The sequence below is a fragment of the Nocardioides sp. NPDC006273 genome (assembly GCF_040613495.1).
In the GTDB taxonomy this organism is placed as follows: Bacteria; Actinomycetota; Actinomycetes; order Propionibacteriales; family Nocardioidaceae; genus Nocardioides.
Genome location: NZ_JBEXSD010000059.1, coordinates 1 through 18,430, shown reverse-complemented (window position 1 = coordinate 18,430; position 18,430 = coordinate 1). Strand labels below are relative to the sequence as shown.

Here is an 18,430-nt window from a genome sequence, read left to right as displayed (position 1 = left end):
CCGTCACAGTCTCCGCATCGCCACCGTCGCCAGCACCAGCTCGCCGGCCTCGTCGCTCGCGTCCAGGTCGGCCACCGCCTCGATGACCCAGTCGTGGTCTCCGGCCGGGTCGTCGATGGTCTGGGTGATCCGCCAGATGCGGGTGGAGTCGTACGCCTCGTCGTCCTCGTCAACCCCCGCCGGAGCACCGCGCTCAGCGGTCCAGGTGAGCAGCTTGGGCGAGCGCGAGTCGGCGGAGATGCCGACGTCGTCGTGCTCGGCGAAGTAGGCCTCGAGGGCGTCGTCCCAGCGAGATCTGGTCATCACGACCTCTCGGGCGGGATCGAACCGGTCGGCGGCCGCGCGCTCCAGGCGCATCAGGCCGTCGAGGTCGTCGCGCGAGACCGCGTCGACGCGCGCCCACATCGCGTTGCGGACCATGATCTCGAACGCACGGGTCTGCTGGGACAGCGACCGCGGCGGCGGGGGCGTCTCGTGGTGGGCGACCGCCGACGGGATGTGCTCGGGGTCGGAGAGCGCCTCCCACTCGTCCAGCAGCGAGGAGTCCGTCTGCCGGATGGTCTCCCCCAGCCACTCGACCAGGTCCTCGACCTCGGGGCTCTTGTGGCTCTCGGGGAGCGTGTGCCGGAAGGTGCGGTAGGCGTCGGTCAGATAGCGCAGCACCAGACCCTCGGAGCGGGCGAGCTGATAGCGGCGTACGACGTCGGTGAACGTCATCCCCTGCTCGTACATCTCGCGCAGGATCGACTTGGGGTCGAGCGCGTCCTCGGGCAGCCACGGGTGGGTCCCGCGGTAGACCTCGAAGAGCGCCTCGAGCCGCTCGGCCATCGGCTTGGGCCAGGTGATGTCCTCGATGAGCGCCATCCGCTCGTCGTACTCGACACCGTCGGCCTTCATGTTCTCGATCGCCTTGCCACGGGCCTCGTGCTGCTGGGCGAAGAGGATCTGGCGCGGCGGCTCGAGGACGGCCTCGATCACCGAGACGATCTCCAGGGTGTGCTCCGGGGACTCGGGGTCGAGCGTGTCCAGCGCGGCGAGGGCGAAGTGGGCCAGCGGCTGGTTGAGCGCGAAGTCGGCGGGAAGGTCCTCGGTGAGGACATAGCGACGTCCGTACGCATCGGGCTCGGCGAGCCTCGTCAGCACCCCGCTGTGGAGCAGCGAGCGGGTCAGCCGCAGGGCCCGGCGGGCGAGCTTGAGCTGGCTGCGCGGATCCTCGTGGTTCTCCATGGTGATCCGACGCATCACCTCGAAGGCGTCCTCGTCGCGGGCGACGACGTTGAGGAGCATCGAGTTGTCGATCTTCATCTTGCTCTGCAGCGGCTCGGGGGCGCCGTCGACGAGCTTGGTGAAGGTCGCCTCGGTCCACACGACGGTGCCCTCGGGCGGCTTCTTGAGCTGTGCCTTGGAGTTCTTCTTGCCGGCCTTGCGGCGCTCCTCGGACTTCGCCTTGGCCTTCTCGTTCTCGATGATGTGCTCGGGGGCCTGGACGACGACGTAGCCCTGGGTGTCGAAGCCGGCCCGCCCGGCCCGGCCGGCGATCTGGAGGAACTCCCTGGTCCGCAGGATGCGCTGGCGACGGCCGTCGAACTTGGCCAGACCGGTGAAGAGCACCGTGCGGATCGGGACGTTGATGCCGACGCCGAGGGTGTCGGTGCCGGCGATGACCTTGAGCAGACCGGCCTGGGCGAGCTGCTCGACCAGCCTTCGGTATCTGGGGAGCATGCCGGCGTGGTGGACGCCGATGCCCTTGCGCAGCAGCTTGGACAGCGTCTTGCCGAAGCCGGCCGCGAACCGGACCGGCTCGAGCCGCTTGGCGATCTGGTCCTTCTCCTCGGTGGAGAGCTTCAGCCAGCTGGCATTGAGCAGCGAGGTGCCGTGGGTGACGGCGTCCTTCTGGGTGAAGTGGACGACGTAGACGGGCGCCTGACCCGTGGTGACGAGCTCCTCGAGCGTCTCTTGGAGCGGCGTCAGCCGCCAGTCGAACGCGAGCGGAACGGGTCGTTCCGCCTGGTCGACGAGGACGGTGTCGCGGCCGTTTCGGCGGGTCAGGTCCTCGGCGAGGGCGGTGGTGTCGCCCAGGGTCGCGCTCAGCAGCAGGAACTGCGCCTGCGGGAGCTCGAGCAGCGGCACCTGCCACGCCCAGCCGCGGTCGGGCTCGCCGTAGTAGTGGAACTCGTCCATGATCACGAGCCCGACGTCGGCGCGCTTGCCCTCCCTGAGGGCGAGGTTGGCGAGCACCTCGGCGGTGCAGCAGATGATCGGCGCGTCGGCGTTGACGCTGGCGTCGCCGGTGAGCATCCCGACGTTCTCGGCACCGAATGTCTCGACCAGGTCGAAGAACTTCTCGCTCACCAGCGCCTTGATCGGCGCGGTGTAGAAGGAGACCTTGTCCTCGGCCAGCGCGGCCGCGTGGGCACCCGCCGCGACCAGCGACTTTCCCGAGCCGGTCGGCGTCGCCAGGATGACGTTGTCACCGGCCAGGATGGACATGATCGCCTCGTCCTGGTGGGGGTAGAGGCTGCGGCCACTCCCCTCGGCCCACGCCACGACCGCCTCGTAGACGTCGTCTGGGCTCGCGCCGACCTTCGGGATCCAGTCGCCGGGTCTGGTCGAAGCGCCGGTTTCGGTCGAAGCGGTCACAGGGCCCTCGGGTGTGCGGTCACGAAGACCTCTCGGAGATTGTCCACGGTGACAAGAGTGTAGATCTGCGTCGTGGTCACCGACGCATGGCCCAGCAACTCCTGCACGACACGTACGTCGGCGCCACCGTCGAGCAGGTGGGTGGCGAAGGAGTGGCGCAGGGTGTGTGGGGATACGTCCTTGCCGATCCCGGCACGCTCGGCGGCGCGGGTCAGGACGGTCCAGGCCGACTGACGGGAGAGCCGGCCACCGCGGGCGTTGAGGAAGAGCGCGCCCCCTGAGCGGGCGGCTGCGAGGTCGGGCCGAGCCCGGGTCAGGTAGGCCTCGACGGCCTCGATGGCATAGGAGCCGACCGGGACGATCCGCTCCTTGCCGCCCTTGCCGCGCAGGAGCACGACGTGGTCGACCCGGTCGAGGTCGTCGACGTCGAGACCGACCGCCTCGGAGATGCGGGCGCCGGTGCCGTAGAGCACCTCCAGGAGCGCCCGGTCGCGCAACGAGAGCGCCGTCCCGGGCGCGCCCGCCGCTTCCAGGATCGCCTCGACGTCGGCCAACGGGAGCGCCTTCGGCAGCCGCTTCTCCGCTCGCGGCGGCTTCACATGGCCCGCCGGGTTGGCCTCGACCAGCCCGTCGGCGACCGCGAACTTGTGGAACCCGCGGACCGCGACGACCGTCCGTGCCGCCGAGGTCGCGCTCAGCGCCGGATGCTCCTCGCTGCCCTCGCGCAGGTGCGCCAGGAACGCCGAGACCGTCGCCTCCGAGATCCCGGCCAGATCATCGACACCTTCCCGGTCGAGGAACTCGGCGTACCTCCGCAGGTCGCGCCGGTAGGACGAGAGCGTGTTGGCCGCGAGACCTCGCTCGACGCTGAGATGGTCGAGATACGTACGCATCGCATGCTCCACCGCCGTCACCTTCCCCATCCAACCAGCACCTCCCACTCGGCGCATCTGTCCCACCTCACAACGCCGACTCGGCGCATGTCGGTGAGACAGATACGCCGAGTCGGCTGCGCAGCGGCGTCAAGCCAGGACGGTCTCCAGCGCGACCGAGTCGATCCCGACGGCCTCTCCGACGGGAGCGTTGGTCAGCTCTCCGGCGTGGGTGTTGAGACCCTTGGCGAGCGCGGCGTCGTCCCGCAGCGCTTGGGCCCAGCCCTTGTTGGCCAGCGCGACGGCATACGGCATCGTCGCGTTGGTGAGCGCGTAGGTCGAGGTGTTGGGGACCGCACCGGGCATGTTGGCGACGCAGTAGAAGGTCGAGTTGTGGACCTGGTAGGTCGGGTCGGCGTGGGTGGTGGCGTGGGAGTCCTCGAAGCAGCCGCCCTGATCGATCGCGATGTCGACGAGCACCGAGCCGGGCTTCATCCGCGAGACCAGGTCGTTGGTGACCAGCTTGGGCGCGGCCGCGCCCGGGATCAGCACGGCGCCGATGACCAGGTCGGCCTGGAGCACCTGCTCCTCGAGCGCGAGCTTGTTCGACGCCAGACCGTGCACCTGGTTGGAGTAGCGCCAGAACGACATCCGCAGCTTCTCCAGGTCGGTGTCGAGCAGCGTGACGTCGGCACCCATCCCCAACGCGATGTTGGCCGCGTTCTGGCCGGAGACGCCGGCGCCGATGATGACGACCTTGGCGTTGGCGACACCGCCGACGCCACCCATCAGCGTGCCGCGGCCACCCTGGGCCTTCAGCAGGCTGTAGGCGCCGACCTGGGGCGCCAGGCAGCCGGCGACCTCCGACATCGGGTAGAGCAGCGGCAGCGACCGGTTGGGCAGCTCGACGGTCTCGTAGGCGATCGCGGTGACCTTCTTGGCCAGCAGCTCCTGGGTGAGGGGCTTGTCGGCGGCCAGGTGAAGGTAGGTGAACAGGGTCAGGCCCTCGCGCAGGCGGTGGTACTCCTCCGCGACCGGCTCCTTGACCTTGAGCACGAGGTCGGCGTTGCCCCAGGTCTCGTCGGCGTCACCGAGGATCTTGGCACCGACCGCGGCGTACTCACCGTCCGAGATCGAGGAGCCGACACCGGCACCGGCCTCGACGAAGACCTCGTGGCCGTTGGCCACCAGCTCGTGGACGCCCGAGGGGGTGATCGCCACCCGGTACTCGTGGTTCTTGACTTCCTTGGGTACGCCGATTCTCATTTTCTCTTCCCCTGAATGTGATGGTCCGTGGGTCGGGCCAGGCCGGATGTTCGCCGCCTGATGCGGCAGTTCTAACCCGGTGTGGCGCAAGTCACCAAAACCGCGTCCCGTAGTCGTTGACGCGCATGGTCAGACTCTGCCACGCGATTTGAGCGCGGCGTACGCAAGCACGGCCTGGACGACCGGCGAGTCGGTCGCGCGGCCGCTCAGCACGGCCTCCAGAAGCTCCTCGAAGGGCACCCGGTGGACGCTCATCTCGGCCTCCTCGTGCTCGAGGACGAAGCCGTCGCGGTCCGTCGCGGTGAGGCCGCGGGCGAGGTAGAAGTGATGGATCTCCTCGCTCAGACCGGGAGAGGTGTGGGTGGAGAGCAGATGTGTCCACTCGCTTGCCTCGTGCGCGACCTCCTCGCGCAGCTCCCGCACGGCCACGTCGAGCGGGTCCTCGCCCGGATAGTCGATCAGACCGGCCGGCAGCTCGACGAAGCGCCGCTTGGCGGGATGGCGGTACTGGGTGATGACCAGGACCCGCTCCTCCTCGTCGAGAGCCAGCACAACCGCGGCGCCCGGGTGCTCCACCACCAGGCGCCGGAACGGCTCCTCGTCCTCGTGGCCGGGCCGGTTGATCCGGTCTGCCCGCAGCGCGACCACCCAGCCGTCCCGGTGCAGATCCTCGCTGGAGGCGACCGGCCAGCTCTCGGGGGCGTCCCATTCGGTGAGAGGGGCCAGCGGCACGGCCGAGTCGGAAAATCGTGCGTCCGATGTCATTGCCCGAGGCTACCCTCGGCTCATGTCTGAGACCTCCGCCGCCGCCCCTGCATCGCTCACCCAGGACGAGGCCGCAGCGCGGGCCGCCACCGTCACCGTCGAGCGCTACGACATCACCCTCGACATGACCGGTCTGCTCGAGGGCGAGACCATCGCCAGCGTCTCCACGATCACGTTCTCGGCGACCCCCGGCACGAGCACGTTCGTCGACTGCGTGGCAAAGGTGTCGGCCGCCACGCTCAACGGCACCGCCATCGACCTCACCACGATCAGCGCCGGGCGGATCCCGCTCGGGGACCTCGCCGAGACCAACACCCTCGTCGTCGCCGCCTCCCAGTCCGAGACCGCGTCTTCGGAGGGCATCCTGCGCACCGTCGACCCCTCTGACGGCAACGTCTACGTGTGGACCTCCTTCGAGCCCGACGACGCCCGCCGGCTGTGGGCCTGCTTCGACCAGCCCGACCTCAAGGCCGTGCATGCGTTCACCGTGACCGCGCCGACGCAGTGGACGGTGCTGTCCAACTCCGCACCGGCCGGGGTCCCGGACGAGGAGGCCGGCGCGCGGACCTGGGTCTTCGAGGACACTCCCCCGCTCTCGACGTACGTCGTGGTGGTCAACGCCGGCCCGTTCGTCGAGGTCCGGGACGAGCGCGGCGGCTATGACCTGGGGCTCTACGCCCGTCAGTCGCTGCGCAGCCAGCTCGAGCGGGACCGCGAGGAGATCCTGCAGATCACCGAGCACGGGCTGGCCTGGTTCGGCGCCAAGTTCGCGATGCCGTTCCCGCAGCGGCGCTACGACCAGATCTTCGTGCCCGACATGGGCGGGGCGATGGAGAACTGGGGCGCGGTCACGCACAGCGACGTGTTCCTCTACCGCACGGCTCCGACCCACGCCGACCGCACTGATCGCACCAACGTGATCCTGCACGAGATGGCACACATGTGGTTCGGCGACCTGGTCACGATGCGCTGGTGGGACGACCTGTGGCTCAACGAGGCCTTCGCCTCGTGGGCGGCGGTGTGGGCCTCTGCCGCGCTTCCCGACTACTCCGACGTGTGGGCCTCGATCGCCCTGACCGAGAAGAAGATGGCGTACGACGTCGACGCGACGCCGGCCACCCATCCGATCCGCGGGGTGGTGCCCAGCGTCGATGTCGCGATGGCCAACTTCGACGCGATCACCTACATGAAGGGCCAGGCGGTGCTGCAGCAGCTGCACGCCTACATCGGCGAGGAGGCGTACCTGGCCGGGCTGCAGACCTACTTCGCCGAGCACGCCTACGGCAACACCGTCCTAGACGATCTGATGGGTGCCTTCGGGGCGGCCGCGGGCAAGGACCTCTCCGCCTGGACCGCCGCATGGCTCGACCATGCCGGGACCGACGTGATCACCCTCGCTGACGGCAAGGTCTCGGTCACCAGCGCCGACGGGACCGTGCGTCCCCACCGCTTCGACATCGCCTCGTACGACGCCTCCGGCGCGCTCCTCGCGACCACCCCGGTCACCGTGGAGGGCGTGCCCGTCGAGGTCTCGCTCCCCGATGCCGCCGCGCACCTGGTCAACGCGACCGACGTGACCTTCGCCGCGGTGCGCTCCGACGAGGCCAGCGAGGCCTGGCTCGGCCAGAACGCCGGACTCCTCCCCGACTCGCTGGCGCGGGCGGTCGCGGTCAACAGCGCCTGGGCGGCGCTGTTCCGTGGTGAGATCGCCGGTCCCGAGGTCGTCTCCCGAGTCGCCTCGGTCCTCGAGTGCGAACAGAACCCGCAGGTCACCGGTGAGTACCTGAGCATGGCAGTGGCCGCGGCCGAGCTGTGGACGGCACCGGACCGGGTGGCCGAGCAGCGTGCTCTGGTCGCCGGCGTGGCGGCGACCCTCGCCGAGGACCCCGTCAACCGCGACACCGCGCTTCGGGTGCTCGCCTCGCACGCCTCCACGCCCAAGCAGCTCGAGCTCGCCGAGTCGGGAGCCGCGGAGGACGTCCAGGTCGCCTGGCGGCTGCTGGGACGGCGCGCAGAGACCGGCGACTACGACGCTGCCGCCGTCGCCGCGCTGGAGGCACGCGACCCGGATCCCGAGTCGTGGGTCAGTGCCCTGGGCGTACGCACCGCGCAGCCGCTGGCCGAGGCCAAGGAGGAGGCCTGGCAGGTGACCATGGTCGAGCGCCGGCTGCCGCGCACCGACAGCGCCTACGCGCTGGCCTCGGCGTTCTGGCGGCCGGGGCAGGACGAGGTTCTGGCACCGTACGCCCAGCGCTATCTCGACGCCGTGGCCGCCATCAGGGGCGGTGGGCTGCTCGCCTTCGGCCTCCAGCTCCGGTTCTACCCGACGCAGGCCGGCGAGGACGTCGCCGCCGTGGCGCGGGCAGCCTGCGAGGGCGATGCCCTGGTCCCGTTCGTGCGTCAGACCGTCGTCCGTCTCGCCGACGTGCACTCGCGCCAGGTCGTGGCCCGAGCCCGGTGAGTTCACCGGGCCGAGCAGGTATGGCCCTCGAAGACCTCGGGTACCCACTGGTCGTACGCAATCGAGAGGAGACACGACATGAGCACCATCGAGAAGAGCGTCCAGGTCGAGGTCCCGGTCAGCACCGCGTATGACCAGTGGACCCAGTTCGAGTCCTTCCCCCAGTTCATGGAGGGTGTCGAGTCGGTCCAGCAGCTCGACGACAAGCACCTGCACTGGAAGGCCGAGATCGGCGGGGTGACCCGTGAGTGGGACGCCGAGATCGTTCACCAGGTTCCCGACGAGCGGATCACCTGGCGCGCCGTGGAAGGCAGCCAGAACCAGGGGACGGTGTCGTTCGCCACAGACGAGATGGGGAAGGCCACCAAGGTCACGCTTCGTCTCGAGTACGAGCCCGAGGGCGCGGTCGAGAAGACCGGTGACGTCCTCAACATCGTCGACAGGCGAGCCAAGGGCGACCTCGAGCGCTTCAAGGACTTCATCGAGCAGCGCGGCACCGAGACCGGTTCGTGGCGCGGTGAGGTGAAGCCGACCGGCGAGGTACGCCACTAGCACGCACGCGGACGGGGGCCGCGGCGATCTGAGCCCGAGTGACGCCATGGATCCACAGCCATAGCAGTCGGAGGACCGAGACGATGTCGACGCCAGACGCTGAGGACGTTCCGTGGTACGAACGGGCCGTCATCTACCAGATCGCCGTGGCCCTGTTCCGCGACACCACCGGCAACGGGACCGGGGACCTCTGCGGAGTGGCGGAGAAGCTCGATCATGTCAAGGAGCTCGGTGCGACCGCGGTGTGGTTGCAGCCGTTCTACCGGACCCCCGATCTCGACGGCGGCTACGACGTGATCGATCATCTCGAGGTGTCGGACCGGTACGGCACGCTGGACGACTTCGACGACCTCATGGCTCGCGCGAAGGATCTGGAGCTGGAGGTCATCATCGACCTCGTCGTGCAGCACACGTCAGTGGGACACCCATGGTTCCGTGCGGCCTGCCGAGACCGGGATTCCCGGTTCCGCGACTTCTACATCTGGACCGACGAGCCGCACGAGACGATCGTCGAGCCGATCTTTCCCTCGGTGGAGGACTCCGTCTGGACCTGGCACGAGGAAGCCGGGCAGTACTACCGGCACACCTTCTACAGCCATGAGCCCGATCTGAACCTAGCCAACGCCGACGTGCGCGACGAGATCCGCAAGATCATGGAGTTCTGGCTCGAGCGCGGCACCTCCGGATTTCGGGTCGACGCGGCGCCGTACATCGTCGCCGAGGCCGGCCGGGTGGAGGGTCACGAGGACGGCTACTGGTTCCTCGAGGAGATGCGGCGCACGGTCCAGCGGTTCCGAGCCGACGGCGTACTCATGGTCGAGTCCGACGTGGATCCGGAGCAGTACGCGGACTACTTCGCAGGCGGGGACCGAGTGACCACCCTGCTCAACTTCTGGCTCAACAACTACCTGTTCCTGGCGCTGGCCCGGAAGGACGCGGCGCCGTTGCGAGACGCACTGGAAGCGGAACCGGTCCCGCCGGAGGGTTGCAACTACGCCATCTGGCTGCGCAACCACGACGAGCTCGACCTCGAGCGCCTCACCCCCGCCGAGCGTGAGGAAACCATGGCGATCTTCGCGCCGCACCCGGCGATGCGCGCGTTCGGACGCGGCATCCGTAGACGCCTGGCTCCGATGCTGGAAGATCCACGGCAACGCAAGCTCGCGGCCTTCCTGCTCTGCGCCCTTCCAGGCAGTCCGATCATCCTGTACGGAGACGAGATCGGGATGGGCGACCAGCCGGAGCTTCCAGACCGGGCCGCGGTCCGGCCGCCGATGCAGTGGTCCAGGGACGTGAACGCCGGCTTCTCCGAAGCTCACGAGATCCAGCTGGCGCACCCGGTCATCACAGAGGGCCCGTTCAGCTACGCACAGGTCAACGTCGAAGACGAGATCGGTGACCCGGACTCGCTGCTGCGCACATTGCGTACGCTGTTCGCGATCCGCCGCGACCACGGCCCGCACCTCGCCTCCTCGGCCCGCCCGGTGGCCCTGCCGCAGGAGCAGGTCTTCGCGGTCCGCTACTCCGACGAGCGGTCCACGTCGCTTCTGCTGGCCAACCTTGATCCGCAGGGAACCACCGTCACACTTCCGCCGGACCTGCAGCGGGACTGGAAGCAGATCGTCGACGACCAGCCGTACGAGGACCTGGTGAACGGTGAGGAGCTGGCGCTACACGGCTACGGCTACCGGTGGCTCCGGATCGAGCAGGCATGACAATGGAGATCGGCTACCACGCATCCCACGAGCAGTTCGCTCCCTCGCGACTCCTGCGGCTGGCGCGCCAGGCGGAGGATGCCGGGTTCGACGCCGTCCTCTCCTCCGACCACCTCTTTCCGTGGAGCGAACGACAGGGCGAGGCCGGGTTCGCCTGGGCCTGGCTCGGCGCCGCCATGGCGACCACCACATTGCCCTACGGAGTGGTCACCGCCCCGGGCGACCGGTACCACCCCGCCACGATCGCTCAATCCATCGCGACCCTGCTGGAGATGGCGCCCGGGCGATTCATCCCGGCGCTCGGCTCGGGACAGTCTCTCAACGAGCACGTCACCGGGCGTCGCTGGCCGACCAAGGACGTACGCAACGCCCGACTGGCCGAGTGCGCCGACGTCATCCGCCGTCTGCTCGCGGGCGAGACCGTGGACCACGACGGCCTGGTCCGGATGCGCGCCGCCCGCGTCTACACGCTACCCCCGACTCCGCCGCCCCTGTTCGCCGCGGCGCTGAGCCCCGAGACCGCTCGTGCGGTGGCCGGGTGGGCGGACGGCCTCATCACCGTGAACGCTCCTCCCCAGAAGCTGCGTGCGGTCATCAGAGCCTTCCGCGACGCCGCCGGCAGCACCAAGCCGGTCCATGTCCAGATGCATCTGTCCTGGGCCCACTCAGACGATGAGGTCCGTGCCCAGGCGCTGGACCAGTGGCGGACCAACGCACTGCCGCCGTCGCTGAACGAAGAGCTCGAGGTGCCGGCGCAGTTCGATGCCGCCACCGCCCACGTCCCGGCCGAGGCGCTCGAGGACAGCATCGTGATGTCGAGCGACCCTGCTCGCCATGCGGAGGTGCTCGCCGAATACGCCAAGCTCGGAGTCGAACGGGTGTACCTCCACCAGGTCGGGGTCGACCAGGAGGAGTTCGTGGATTTCTTCGGAGCCGACGTCCTCCCCGAGCTCCGCAGCGGTTGATGCATACGTCCCGCAGTCACCGGGCACCAGAAGTCACTGTGAAGGCGCAGAAATGGTGGCAGTCCGCAGTGGTCTACCAGATCTACCCACGCAGCTTCGCGGACACGGACGGCGACGGCGTGGGCGATCTCGGCGGTGTCCTGGAGCATCTCGACCACCTCGAGAAGCTGGGTGTGGACGTCGTCTGGCTCTCGCCCGTCTATCCCTCGCCCATGGACGACAACGGCTACGACATCACCGACTATCACGACGTCGACCCGGTGTTCGGGACGTTGGGTGACCTCGACACGCTCGTGAAGCAGCTCCACGCCCGCGGAATCAAGATCGTGATGGACCTGGTGGTCAACCACACCTCCGACGAGCACCCGTGGTTCATCGAGTCCCGATCCGGACCCGACAGCGCCAAGCGGGACTGGTACTGGTGGCGGCCGCCACGCGACGGGACGGTCCCGGGCAGACCCGGCGCCGAACCCAACAACTGGGGGTCGTTCTTCTCGGGTCCGGCATGGGAGTACGACGAGGAGAGCGGTGACTACTACCTGCACCTGTTCTCCAAGAAGCAGCCTGACCTGAACTGGGAGAACCCAGAGGTGAGGCGGGCGGTCTACGACATGATGCGTTGGTGGATCGACCGGGACATCGACGGGTTCAGGATGGATGTGATCAACCTGATCTCCAAGGATCCCGCCCTTCCCGACGGGAAGATCCGCCCGGGTGAACGCTTCGCCTCCCTCGGCCGGCAGGTCGTCGACGGACCCAGGGTGCACGAGTATCTCGCCGAGATGCACCGCGAGGTCTTCGCCGGCGTCGAGCGACCGCTGCTCCTCGTCGGTGAGACCCTCGATGTCTCCATCGAGGAGGCGCGCAAGTACACCGACCAGGAGCGCGAGGAGCTCGACATGGTGTTCCAGCTGGAGCACCTGAAGATCGACCGCGGCGCATCGAAGTGGGACGTTCTGCCCTTCGACATGCGCCTCCTCCGCGGTTCCCTCGCCGCGTGGCAGGAGGGGCTGGCCGACGTCGGCTGGAACAGCCTGTACTGGGACAACCACGACCGGCCGCGCGTGGTCTCCCGTTTCGGCGACGACGATGAGTTCCGCGAACGATCGGCCAAGCTGTTGGCCACCGTTCTCCACATGCAGCGCGGGACGCCGTACATCTATCAGGGCCAGGAGCTGGGGATGACGAACTTCCCCTTCACCTCGATCGAGCAGTTCGCCGACATCGAGTCGATCAACTACTACGAGGAGTCGGTGGGCATGGGCGAGGATCCGGAGGCGGTCCTGGCCTCTCTTCGGGCGCGGAGCCGCGACAACGGCCGCACTCCGATGCAGTGGGACGAGTCGCCTCAGGCCGGGTTCACGACCGGTAGCCCGTGGCTGGCGGTCAACCCGAACTCTCAGCACGTCAACGCTGCCCGGCAGGTCGACGACCCCGCATCGGTGTTCAGCTACCACCGCGACCTGATCCGGCTTCGTCACGAGGAGCCGGTGGTGGCGCTGGGTGACTTCACCCTCGACGAACCGGACCATCCACAGCTGTTCGCATTCACCCGGCGTCACGACGGCGCGAAGCTTCATGTCATCGCCAACTTCTCCGGAGACGCCGCCGAGGTCCCGCCCCGGCTGCAGCGAGCGACCGCGGACTCCCCCATCGTCTTGGCCAACGTGGACACGCCGCACGACAGCACCGTGCTCGAGCCGTGGGAGGCCCGCGTCCATCTTGGGCCTTCTGTGGTGACCGCGGCGCATTGAGGCCATGGGGCCGGCGTGTGCCGGCCCCATGGCCTCAACGGTCAGACTCTCAGGCCTCGGCCGGTTCGGGCAGCTCGACGTCGCTGAGCTCGTCGACGTCGCTGACGTCGCGGCGCAGGTTGGTCTCGTCGATCGGGAACCGCTGCTCCTTCTGCCGGTCGAGGGCCGCCTTCACCAGCCCGGCGAAGAGCGGGTGCGGGCGGGTCGGCCGCGAGCGAAGCTCGGGGTGAGCCTGCGTGGAGACGTAGTAGGGGTGTACGTCGCGGGGAAGCTCGACGAACTCGACGAGCTGGTTGTCGGGCGAGAGGCCGGAGAAGACCAGGCCGGCCTCCTCGAGCTGGTCGCGGTAGGCGTTGTTGACCTCGTAGCGGTGGCGGTGACGCTCCTCGATCGAGGATTCGCCGTAGACCTCGGCCGCGATCGAGCCCTTCTTGAGCTCGGCCGGGTAGAGCCCCAGACGCATGGTGCCACCGAGATCGCCGGCGCCCTCGACGTACGCCTTCTGCTCCTCCATCGTCGCGATGACGGGCTCGGGCGTCTCAGCGTCGAACTCGGTCGAGTCGGCCTTCTCCAGGCCGAGCATGTTGCGGGCGTACTCGATGACCATGCACTGCAGGCCCAGGCACAGGCCGAGCGTGGGGATCTGGTGGGTGCGGGTGTAGGTCAGCGCGCCGAGCTTGCCCTCCAGGCCACGGATGCCGAAACCGCCGGGGACGCAGACGGCGTCGAGGTCGTGGAGGTTCTTGGCCGCGCCCTCGGGGGTCTCGCAATCGTCGGAGGGGATCCAGCGGATGTGAACCTTGGCCTCGTTGGCGAACCCACCGGCGCGCAGCGCCTCGCCGACGCTCAGGTAGGCGTCGGGCAGGTCGATGTACTTGCCGACCAGGCCGATGGTGAGCTCTTCCTTCGGGTGGTGGACCCGGCGGAGCAGGTCGTCCCACAGCGCCCAGTCGACGTCACGGAAGGGCAGGTCGAGCTTGCGTACGACGTAGGCGTCGAGGCCCTCGCGGTGGAGCACCTTCGGGATGTCGTAGATGCTCGGAGCATCGGCCGCCGTCACCACGGCGTCCTCGTCGACGTCGCACATGAGCGCGATCTTGCGCTTGATGCCCTCGGGCAGCTCGCGGTCGGCGCGGCACACGATGGCGTCGGGCTGGATGCCGATCTGGCGCAGCGCCATCACCGAGTGCTGGGTCGGCTTCGTCTTGAGCTCCTTGGACGGGCCGATGTAGGGCACCAGGGAGACGTGCACGAAGAAGACGTTGTCGCGGCCCAGGCGCTGGCGCACCTGACGGGCGGCCTCGAGGAACGGCAGGGACTCGATGTCGCCGACCGTGCCGCCGATCTCGGTGATCACCACGTCGACCTCGGGGCCGTGCATGGCCAGGACCCGCTCGGAGATCTCGTCGGTGATGTGCGGGATCACCTGGACGGTCTCGCCGAGGTAGTCGCCGCGCCGCTCCTTGGCGATCACGTTTGAGTAGACCTGTCCGGTGGTCACGTTGGCGTGGCCGACCAGGTCGGTGTCGAGGAACCGCTCGTAGTGGCCGATGTCGAGATCGGTCTCGGCACCGTCGTTGGTCACGAAGACCTCACCGTGCTGGAACGGGTTCATGGTGCCTGGATCCACGTTGAGATACGGGTCCAGCTTCTGCATGGTCACGCTCAGACCACGCGAACGGAGAAGGCGGCCGAGGGACGATGCCGTCAGACCCTTTCCCAAGGAGGAGGCGACGCCTCCGGTGACAAAAATGTGCTTGGTCAAGCTCGCCGACTTCATGGGCCTCAATCCTATCAATCCTTCAGGAGGCCGCCGAAACCTGACGCACCGAATTCGCCACCTTCTTGGTTCTTCTGTCGGGCCAGGGCCAGCGGAGCGACGATCTGACCGGTGGTGGACTCGATGCCGTCGACCGACGCGAACCAGCCCGGCCAGTCGTTGGCGCGCAGCGCCGCGAGGTCCTCGGAGCCGGTCGCTGCCGTCACGACCAGGCCTTTCGTGGTCGCCCCCAAGCCCTCGGTCAGGCCCTCGACCGCGGTCGTGACCTCGTTGTCCTCCCCGAGGACCACCAGAACCAGGTCGGCCGGCCCAGTCGGTCGCCCCTGGGCCTTGACCAGGTCTCCGGTGAGCAACGCCACAGCTGCGGTCTTGGCCTGCTTGTCGAACGCCGCGGGTGGCTTCCGGCCGGCGTAGGTCTCTCCGATCACCTGCCCCATCCGCTGGTAGGTGGCCTGGTCCGCGTCGCCGCGTCCGAGCTGCTCGACCAGCTGGGTGGCCAGGCTGTCGACGTACTGCTTTCGGTCCGGGTCCAGCAGATTCGGTCGTACGTCGAGCACCCCTGTCATCTCGGCCCCGGCCGTGGTGACGTTGCCGGTGAGCGCATCGACGGTCTTGCGGTCCGCGCCCGGGAAGGTGACGACGGCGACCTTCTGCCCGGCGAGCCTGCCGGGCAGGAGCGTGTCGCCGGCCTCGGCGACGAACTGGGCCTCGGCGCTCTGTCGCGAGTCGGTCTCGGTCCGGCTGCTGCTCTGGCCGGACGTGGTGTCGACCGTGGCGCCTGCGCCGGCGTCGCCGCCGGCTCCGGTGCCGATCTCGCTGAGGCCGCGCCCGGTGAGGCCGTGATCGGCGGCCCAGACACCGGCGGGGAGGCCGATCGCCAGGGCCGTCACCGCGGTGAGGAGCGGGAGGAAGAGCCGGCGGGCGAGCGGCTCCTTGCGGCGCACCGCGGGCACGGCAGAGGCGTCGATCAGCGTCGGGCCGAGCGCGAGTCGGGTCAGGTAGGTGCCGGCCAGCCCCGGACGCTGGTCCTCGAGGAAGTCGGTCAGCGTGGTGCTCACCCCCGCCCCGATGACCAGCGAGGGGTGCTGGGCGTAGGCGATCAGCAGGGCCGCGTCCTCGGGTGCCAGCGAGGAGTCGAACCGCTTCGGCTGCACTCCGATGCGATCGAGGAGCTCGGCGGCCTGCTCGCTCCCGGAGCCACCCGGCGCGAGCACGACCTCGGCCGCGCCGGTGAGCACCTTCGGCTCGGGGAACGTGTCGGTGTCGGCGCCCAGGACGAGCACGGCGTGGCGTACGTGCTTCTTGGACAGCCTCTTCGCCGCCGGGCCCACCGAGATGATCGTCGGACGCTGCTCGCGCAGGAAGCCCGCCAGATCCCCCAGGAGACGGTCCAGATCCGGGTGGTCGGCGACCACCACGACGGGACGCCCGGCCAGGGGCGTGTCGAGGGGTGGCACGCCGTTGCCGTGCAGCAGCACCTCCTCCTCGCGCCGGAGCAGCTCGCTGCTGTTGTGGGTGAAGAGCTCCAGGTGGGAGCTCAGACCCTGCTTGGCGTTCTCCAGGTCGCTCTCGAGCGACTCCTGGTCGAGCACCCGGCCGGAGGCCAACAGCCGCTCGCCGTCGAAGATCTCTCCGTCGAGGATGCGCGCCTTACGGCCGTCGACAAGCTTGTCCAGCCCTGCCTCGCCGATCTGGTCGATCAGCTCGATCCCGGCATCTGCCAGCGTCTTCGGCCCCCGGTTCGGGTAGCGCCCCGACACCATCGGCTGGGCGTTGACCACGGCGATCACGCCCGTGGCTGCGATCGCCAGCGCGGTGCTGCGGTCGAGGTCGACATGGTCGATGACCGCGATGTCGCCCTCTTTGAGCCGCGGGACCAGTGCCCTGGTCGGCCGGCCCGCGCGGAGCGTGCCGCGGGTGCCGGGGAGTACGGAAGGAATCTGGCGTGTCGGCAGTCTCATGTCTCGCCAATCCTCCCCCGGTATCGGCCGGTGTCCCTGGATCTCCCATCCGGCGAGTCGGTAGTTGTGGCGTCCGAATGCGTACCTTTGGCGGCCGAGTCGGTAGTTGTGGCGTGTGCGGTTCGCCACAACTACCGACTCGGGTCGCCAGAACTGAGGTTTCGGCGGGATCAGACCTTCGCCGCGCGGGCCACCTCGAGGAGCTCGCGCGCATGGGCGATGGCCGTGTCGGAGGCCGTGAGCCCGGCCAGCATGCGGGAGAGCTCGCGCTCACGGGCCTCGTCGTCGAGGACGGTGAGCCCGGAGCTGGTGACCACGCCGTCGCTGGTCTTCTCCACGGCGACGTGGTGGTCGGCGAAAGCGGCGACCTGGGGAAGGTGGGTGACCACCAGGACCTGTGCGGTGCGGGCGAGGTGGGCGAGGCGACGGCCGATCTCGACCGCCGCGGTGCCGCCGACACCGGCGTCGACCTCGTCGAAGACGAAGGTCGGGACCGGGCTGGTGGCGGCCAGGACCACCTCGATCGCGAGCATCACCCGAGAGAGCTCGCCGCCGGAGGCGCCCTTGTGGAGCGGACGGGGCTCCGAGCCGGTGTTGGCGGCCAGCAGCAGCTCGATCTCGTCGAGACCGTTGGAGCCGTAGCGCAGCCAGCGCTCGCCCTTGCCCTTCCCCTTTCCAGAAGACGGGAACCTCAACGGTGCGTGCGGCTCGTCCTCGGAGGCCGGTGCGTCGGTCTCCTTCTGACGCACGTCGACAACCAGCCGGGCGTGGGGCATGGCCAGTCCGGTCAGCTCGTCGCTGACCGCCTCGGCCAAGGCACCGGCGGCGTCGGTGCGCGCGGTCGAGAGCATGGCACCGGCGTCGGCGAGATCGGCTCGCAGCCGCGTACGTTCGTTCTTGAGCTCCTCGATCCGCTCGTCGTCGGAGTCGAGCTCGAGCAGGCGCTTGGCACCGGTCTCGGACCAGGCGAGCACCTCATCGATCGTCTCGCCGTACTTCCTGGTCAGCGCGGTCAGGGCCGCACGCCGCTCGGAGACGACTGCCAGCCGGGCGGGGTCGGTCTCGACGCCGGTGGCGTAGGAGGCGACATCGGCGGCGACGTCGGAGAGCAGGTAGGTGACCTCGGCAAGACGCTCGGCCAAGGCGGCGGCGTCGGGATCGTGATCTCGGACGCTCTCCAGCGCCTGCTTCGCGACCGAAACCGCCCCGAGGGCGTCCGGAGAGTCGATGTCCTCGGAGGAGAGGGCCTCGCGCGCCTGCTCCGCGGCCGTGCGGAGGGTGTCGGCGTAACCGAGCTTCTCCTCCTCCTGGGCCAACGTGACGTCCTCGCCCGCCTCCGGGGAGACCGCCTCGATCTCACCGAGACCGAAGCGCAGCAGATCAGCCTCCTGTGCGCGCTCGCGGGCGTGGGTCGTCACCTCGTCGAGCTCGCGCTCAACCTTCTGGAGCTCGGCGTGGAGCTCGCGGTATGCCGTGAGCAGCTTGGCGACGGCGTCGCCGCCGAAGCGGTCCAGCGAGTCGCGCTGGGCACGCGGCTGCAGGAGCCGGTGCTGGTCGGACTGGCCGTGGACGGCGACCAGGGGCGAGGTCACCGAACCGAGGGTGGCGACCGGGACGGTCGCTCCCCCGACGTACGCCCGCGCTCGGCCTTCGGCAGCGACCGTGCGGGCCACGAGGACGCGGCCCTCCTCGACCTCTC

The 18,430-nt window shown here is 69.1% G+C and carries 12 protein-coding genes; 5 read left to right on the top strand and 7 right to left on the bottom strand.

The genetic code is table 11. From position 1 onward, the window contains the following. Positions 1 to 3: 3 nt before the first annotated feature. From ABZZ22_RS21805 to ABZZ22_RS21790, 4 genes are all read right to left on the bottom strand, one after another. Positions 4 to 2,640 carry a DUF3516 domain-containing protein gene (locus ABZZ22_RS21805; protein WP_354935778.1) on the bottom strand — a complete coding sequence of 879 codons (2,637 nt, stop codon included), beginning with the start codon at positions 2,638 to 2,640 and terminating at the stop codon, positions 4 to 6. Further along, complete coding sequence (xerD, locus tag ABZZ22_RS21800) at positions 2,637 to 3,563, bottom strand: site-specific tyrosine recombinase XerD (protein ID WP_354935775.1); 927 nt, start codon at positions 3,561 to 3,563, stop codon at positions 2,637 to 2,639. The genes ABZZ22_RS21805 and xerD overlap by 4 nt, the downstream gene beginning before the upstream one ends. Before the next feature lie 99 nt (positions 3,564 to 3,662). After that, positions 3,663 to 4,778 carry an alanine dehydrogenase gene (gene ald, locus ABZZ22_RS21795; RefSeq protein WP_354935772.1) on the bottom strand — a complete coding sequence of 372 codons (1,116 nt, stop codon included), beginning with the start codon at positions 4,776 to 4,778 and terminating at the stop codon, positions 3,663 to 3,665. Between the two features lie 129 nt (positions 4,779 to 4,907). Further along, on the bottom strand, positions 4,908 to 5,543 hold the full coding sequence (locus ABZZ22_RS21790) for an NUDIX hydrolase (protein WP_354935769.1): 636 nt from the start codon (positions 5,541 to 5,543) through the stop codon (positions 4,908 to 4,910). 22 nt (positions 5,544 to 5,565) lie between these two features. On the opposite strand from ABZZ22_RS21790, the gene pepN reads away from it, so the two are divergent. The 5 genes from pepN (at position 5,566) to ABZZ22_RS21765 (ending at position 12,990) form a co-directional block, all read left to right on the top strand. Beyond that, positions 5,566 to 8,004, top strand: a complete 2,439-nt coding sequence (pepN, locus tag ABZZ22_RS21785; protein ID WP_354935766.1) for an aminopeptidase N — start codon at positions 5,566 to 5,568, stop codon at positions 8,002 to 8,004. A 78-nt stretch (positions 8,005 to 8,082) separates the two neighbouring features. Next, positions 8,083 to 8,556 carry an SRPBCC family protein gene (locus ABZZ22_RS21780; RefSeq protein WP_354935764.1) on the top strand — a complete coding sequence of 158 codons (474 nt, stop codon included), beginning with the start codon at positions 8,083 to 8,085 and terminating at the stop codon, positions 8,554 to 8,556. 83 nt (positions 8,557 to 8,639) lie between these two features. Next, positions 8,640 to 10,271 (top strand): alpha-amylase family protein, encoded by a 1,632-nt coding sequence (locus tag ABZZ22_RS21775; protein ID WP_354935761.1) that lies wholly within the window; start codon positions 8,640 to 8,642, stop codon positions 10,269 to 10,271. Then, a complete protein-coding gene (locus ABZZ22_RS21770; protein ID WP_354935758.1) occupies positions 10,268 to 11,236 on the top strand; it encodes a TIGR03885 family FMN-dependent LLM class oxidoreductase in 969 nt (322 codons plus the stop codon). Before ABZZ22_RS21775 ends, ABZZ22_RS21770 begins: the two co-directional genes overlap by 4 nt. Before the next feature lie 38 nt (positions 11,237 to 11,274). Continuing rightward, complete coding sequence (locus ABZZ22_RS21765; RefSeq protein WP_354935755.1) at positions 11,275 to 12,990, top strand: alpha-glucosidase; 1,716 nt, start codon at positions 11,275 to 11,277, stop codon at positions 12,988 to 12,990. A 49-nt stretch (positions 12,991 to 13,039) separates the two neighbouring features. Here ABZZ22_RS21765 and ABZZ22_RS21760 read toward each other — a convergent pair whose 3' ends face one another. The 3 genes from ABZZ22_RS21760 to recN form a co-directional block, all read right to left on the bottom strand. Continuing rightward, the gene (locus tag ABZZ22_RS21760) at positions 13,040 to 14,770 is read right to left on the bottom strand and encodes a CTP synthase (protein WP_354935752.1); all 1,731 of its coding nucleotides are present in this window, start codon (positions 14,768 to 14,770) and stop codon (positions 13,040 to 13,042) included. 14 nt (positions 14,771 to 14,784) lie between these two features. Then, on the bottom strand, positions 14,785 to 16,731 hold the full coding sequence (gene steA / locus ABZZ22_RS21755; protein WP_354935749.1) for a putative cytokinetic ring protein SteA: 1,947 nt from the start codon (positions 16,729 to 16,731) through the stop codon (positions 14,785 to 14,787). A gap of 170 nt (positions 16,732 to 16,901) precedes the next feature. Next, a partial coding sequence (gene recN, locus ABZZ22_RS21750; protein ID WP_354935746.1) for a DNA repair protein RecN occupies positions 16,902 to 18,430 on the bottom strand: 1,529 nt, incomplete at its 5' end.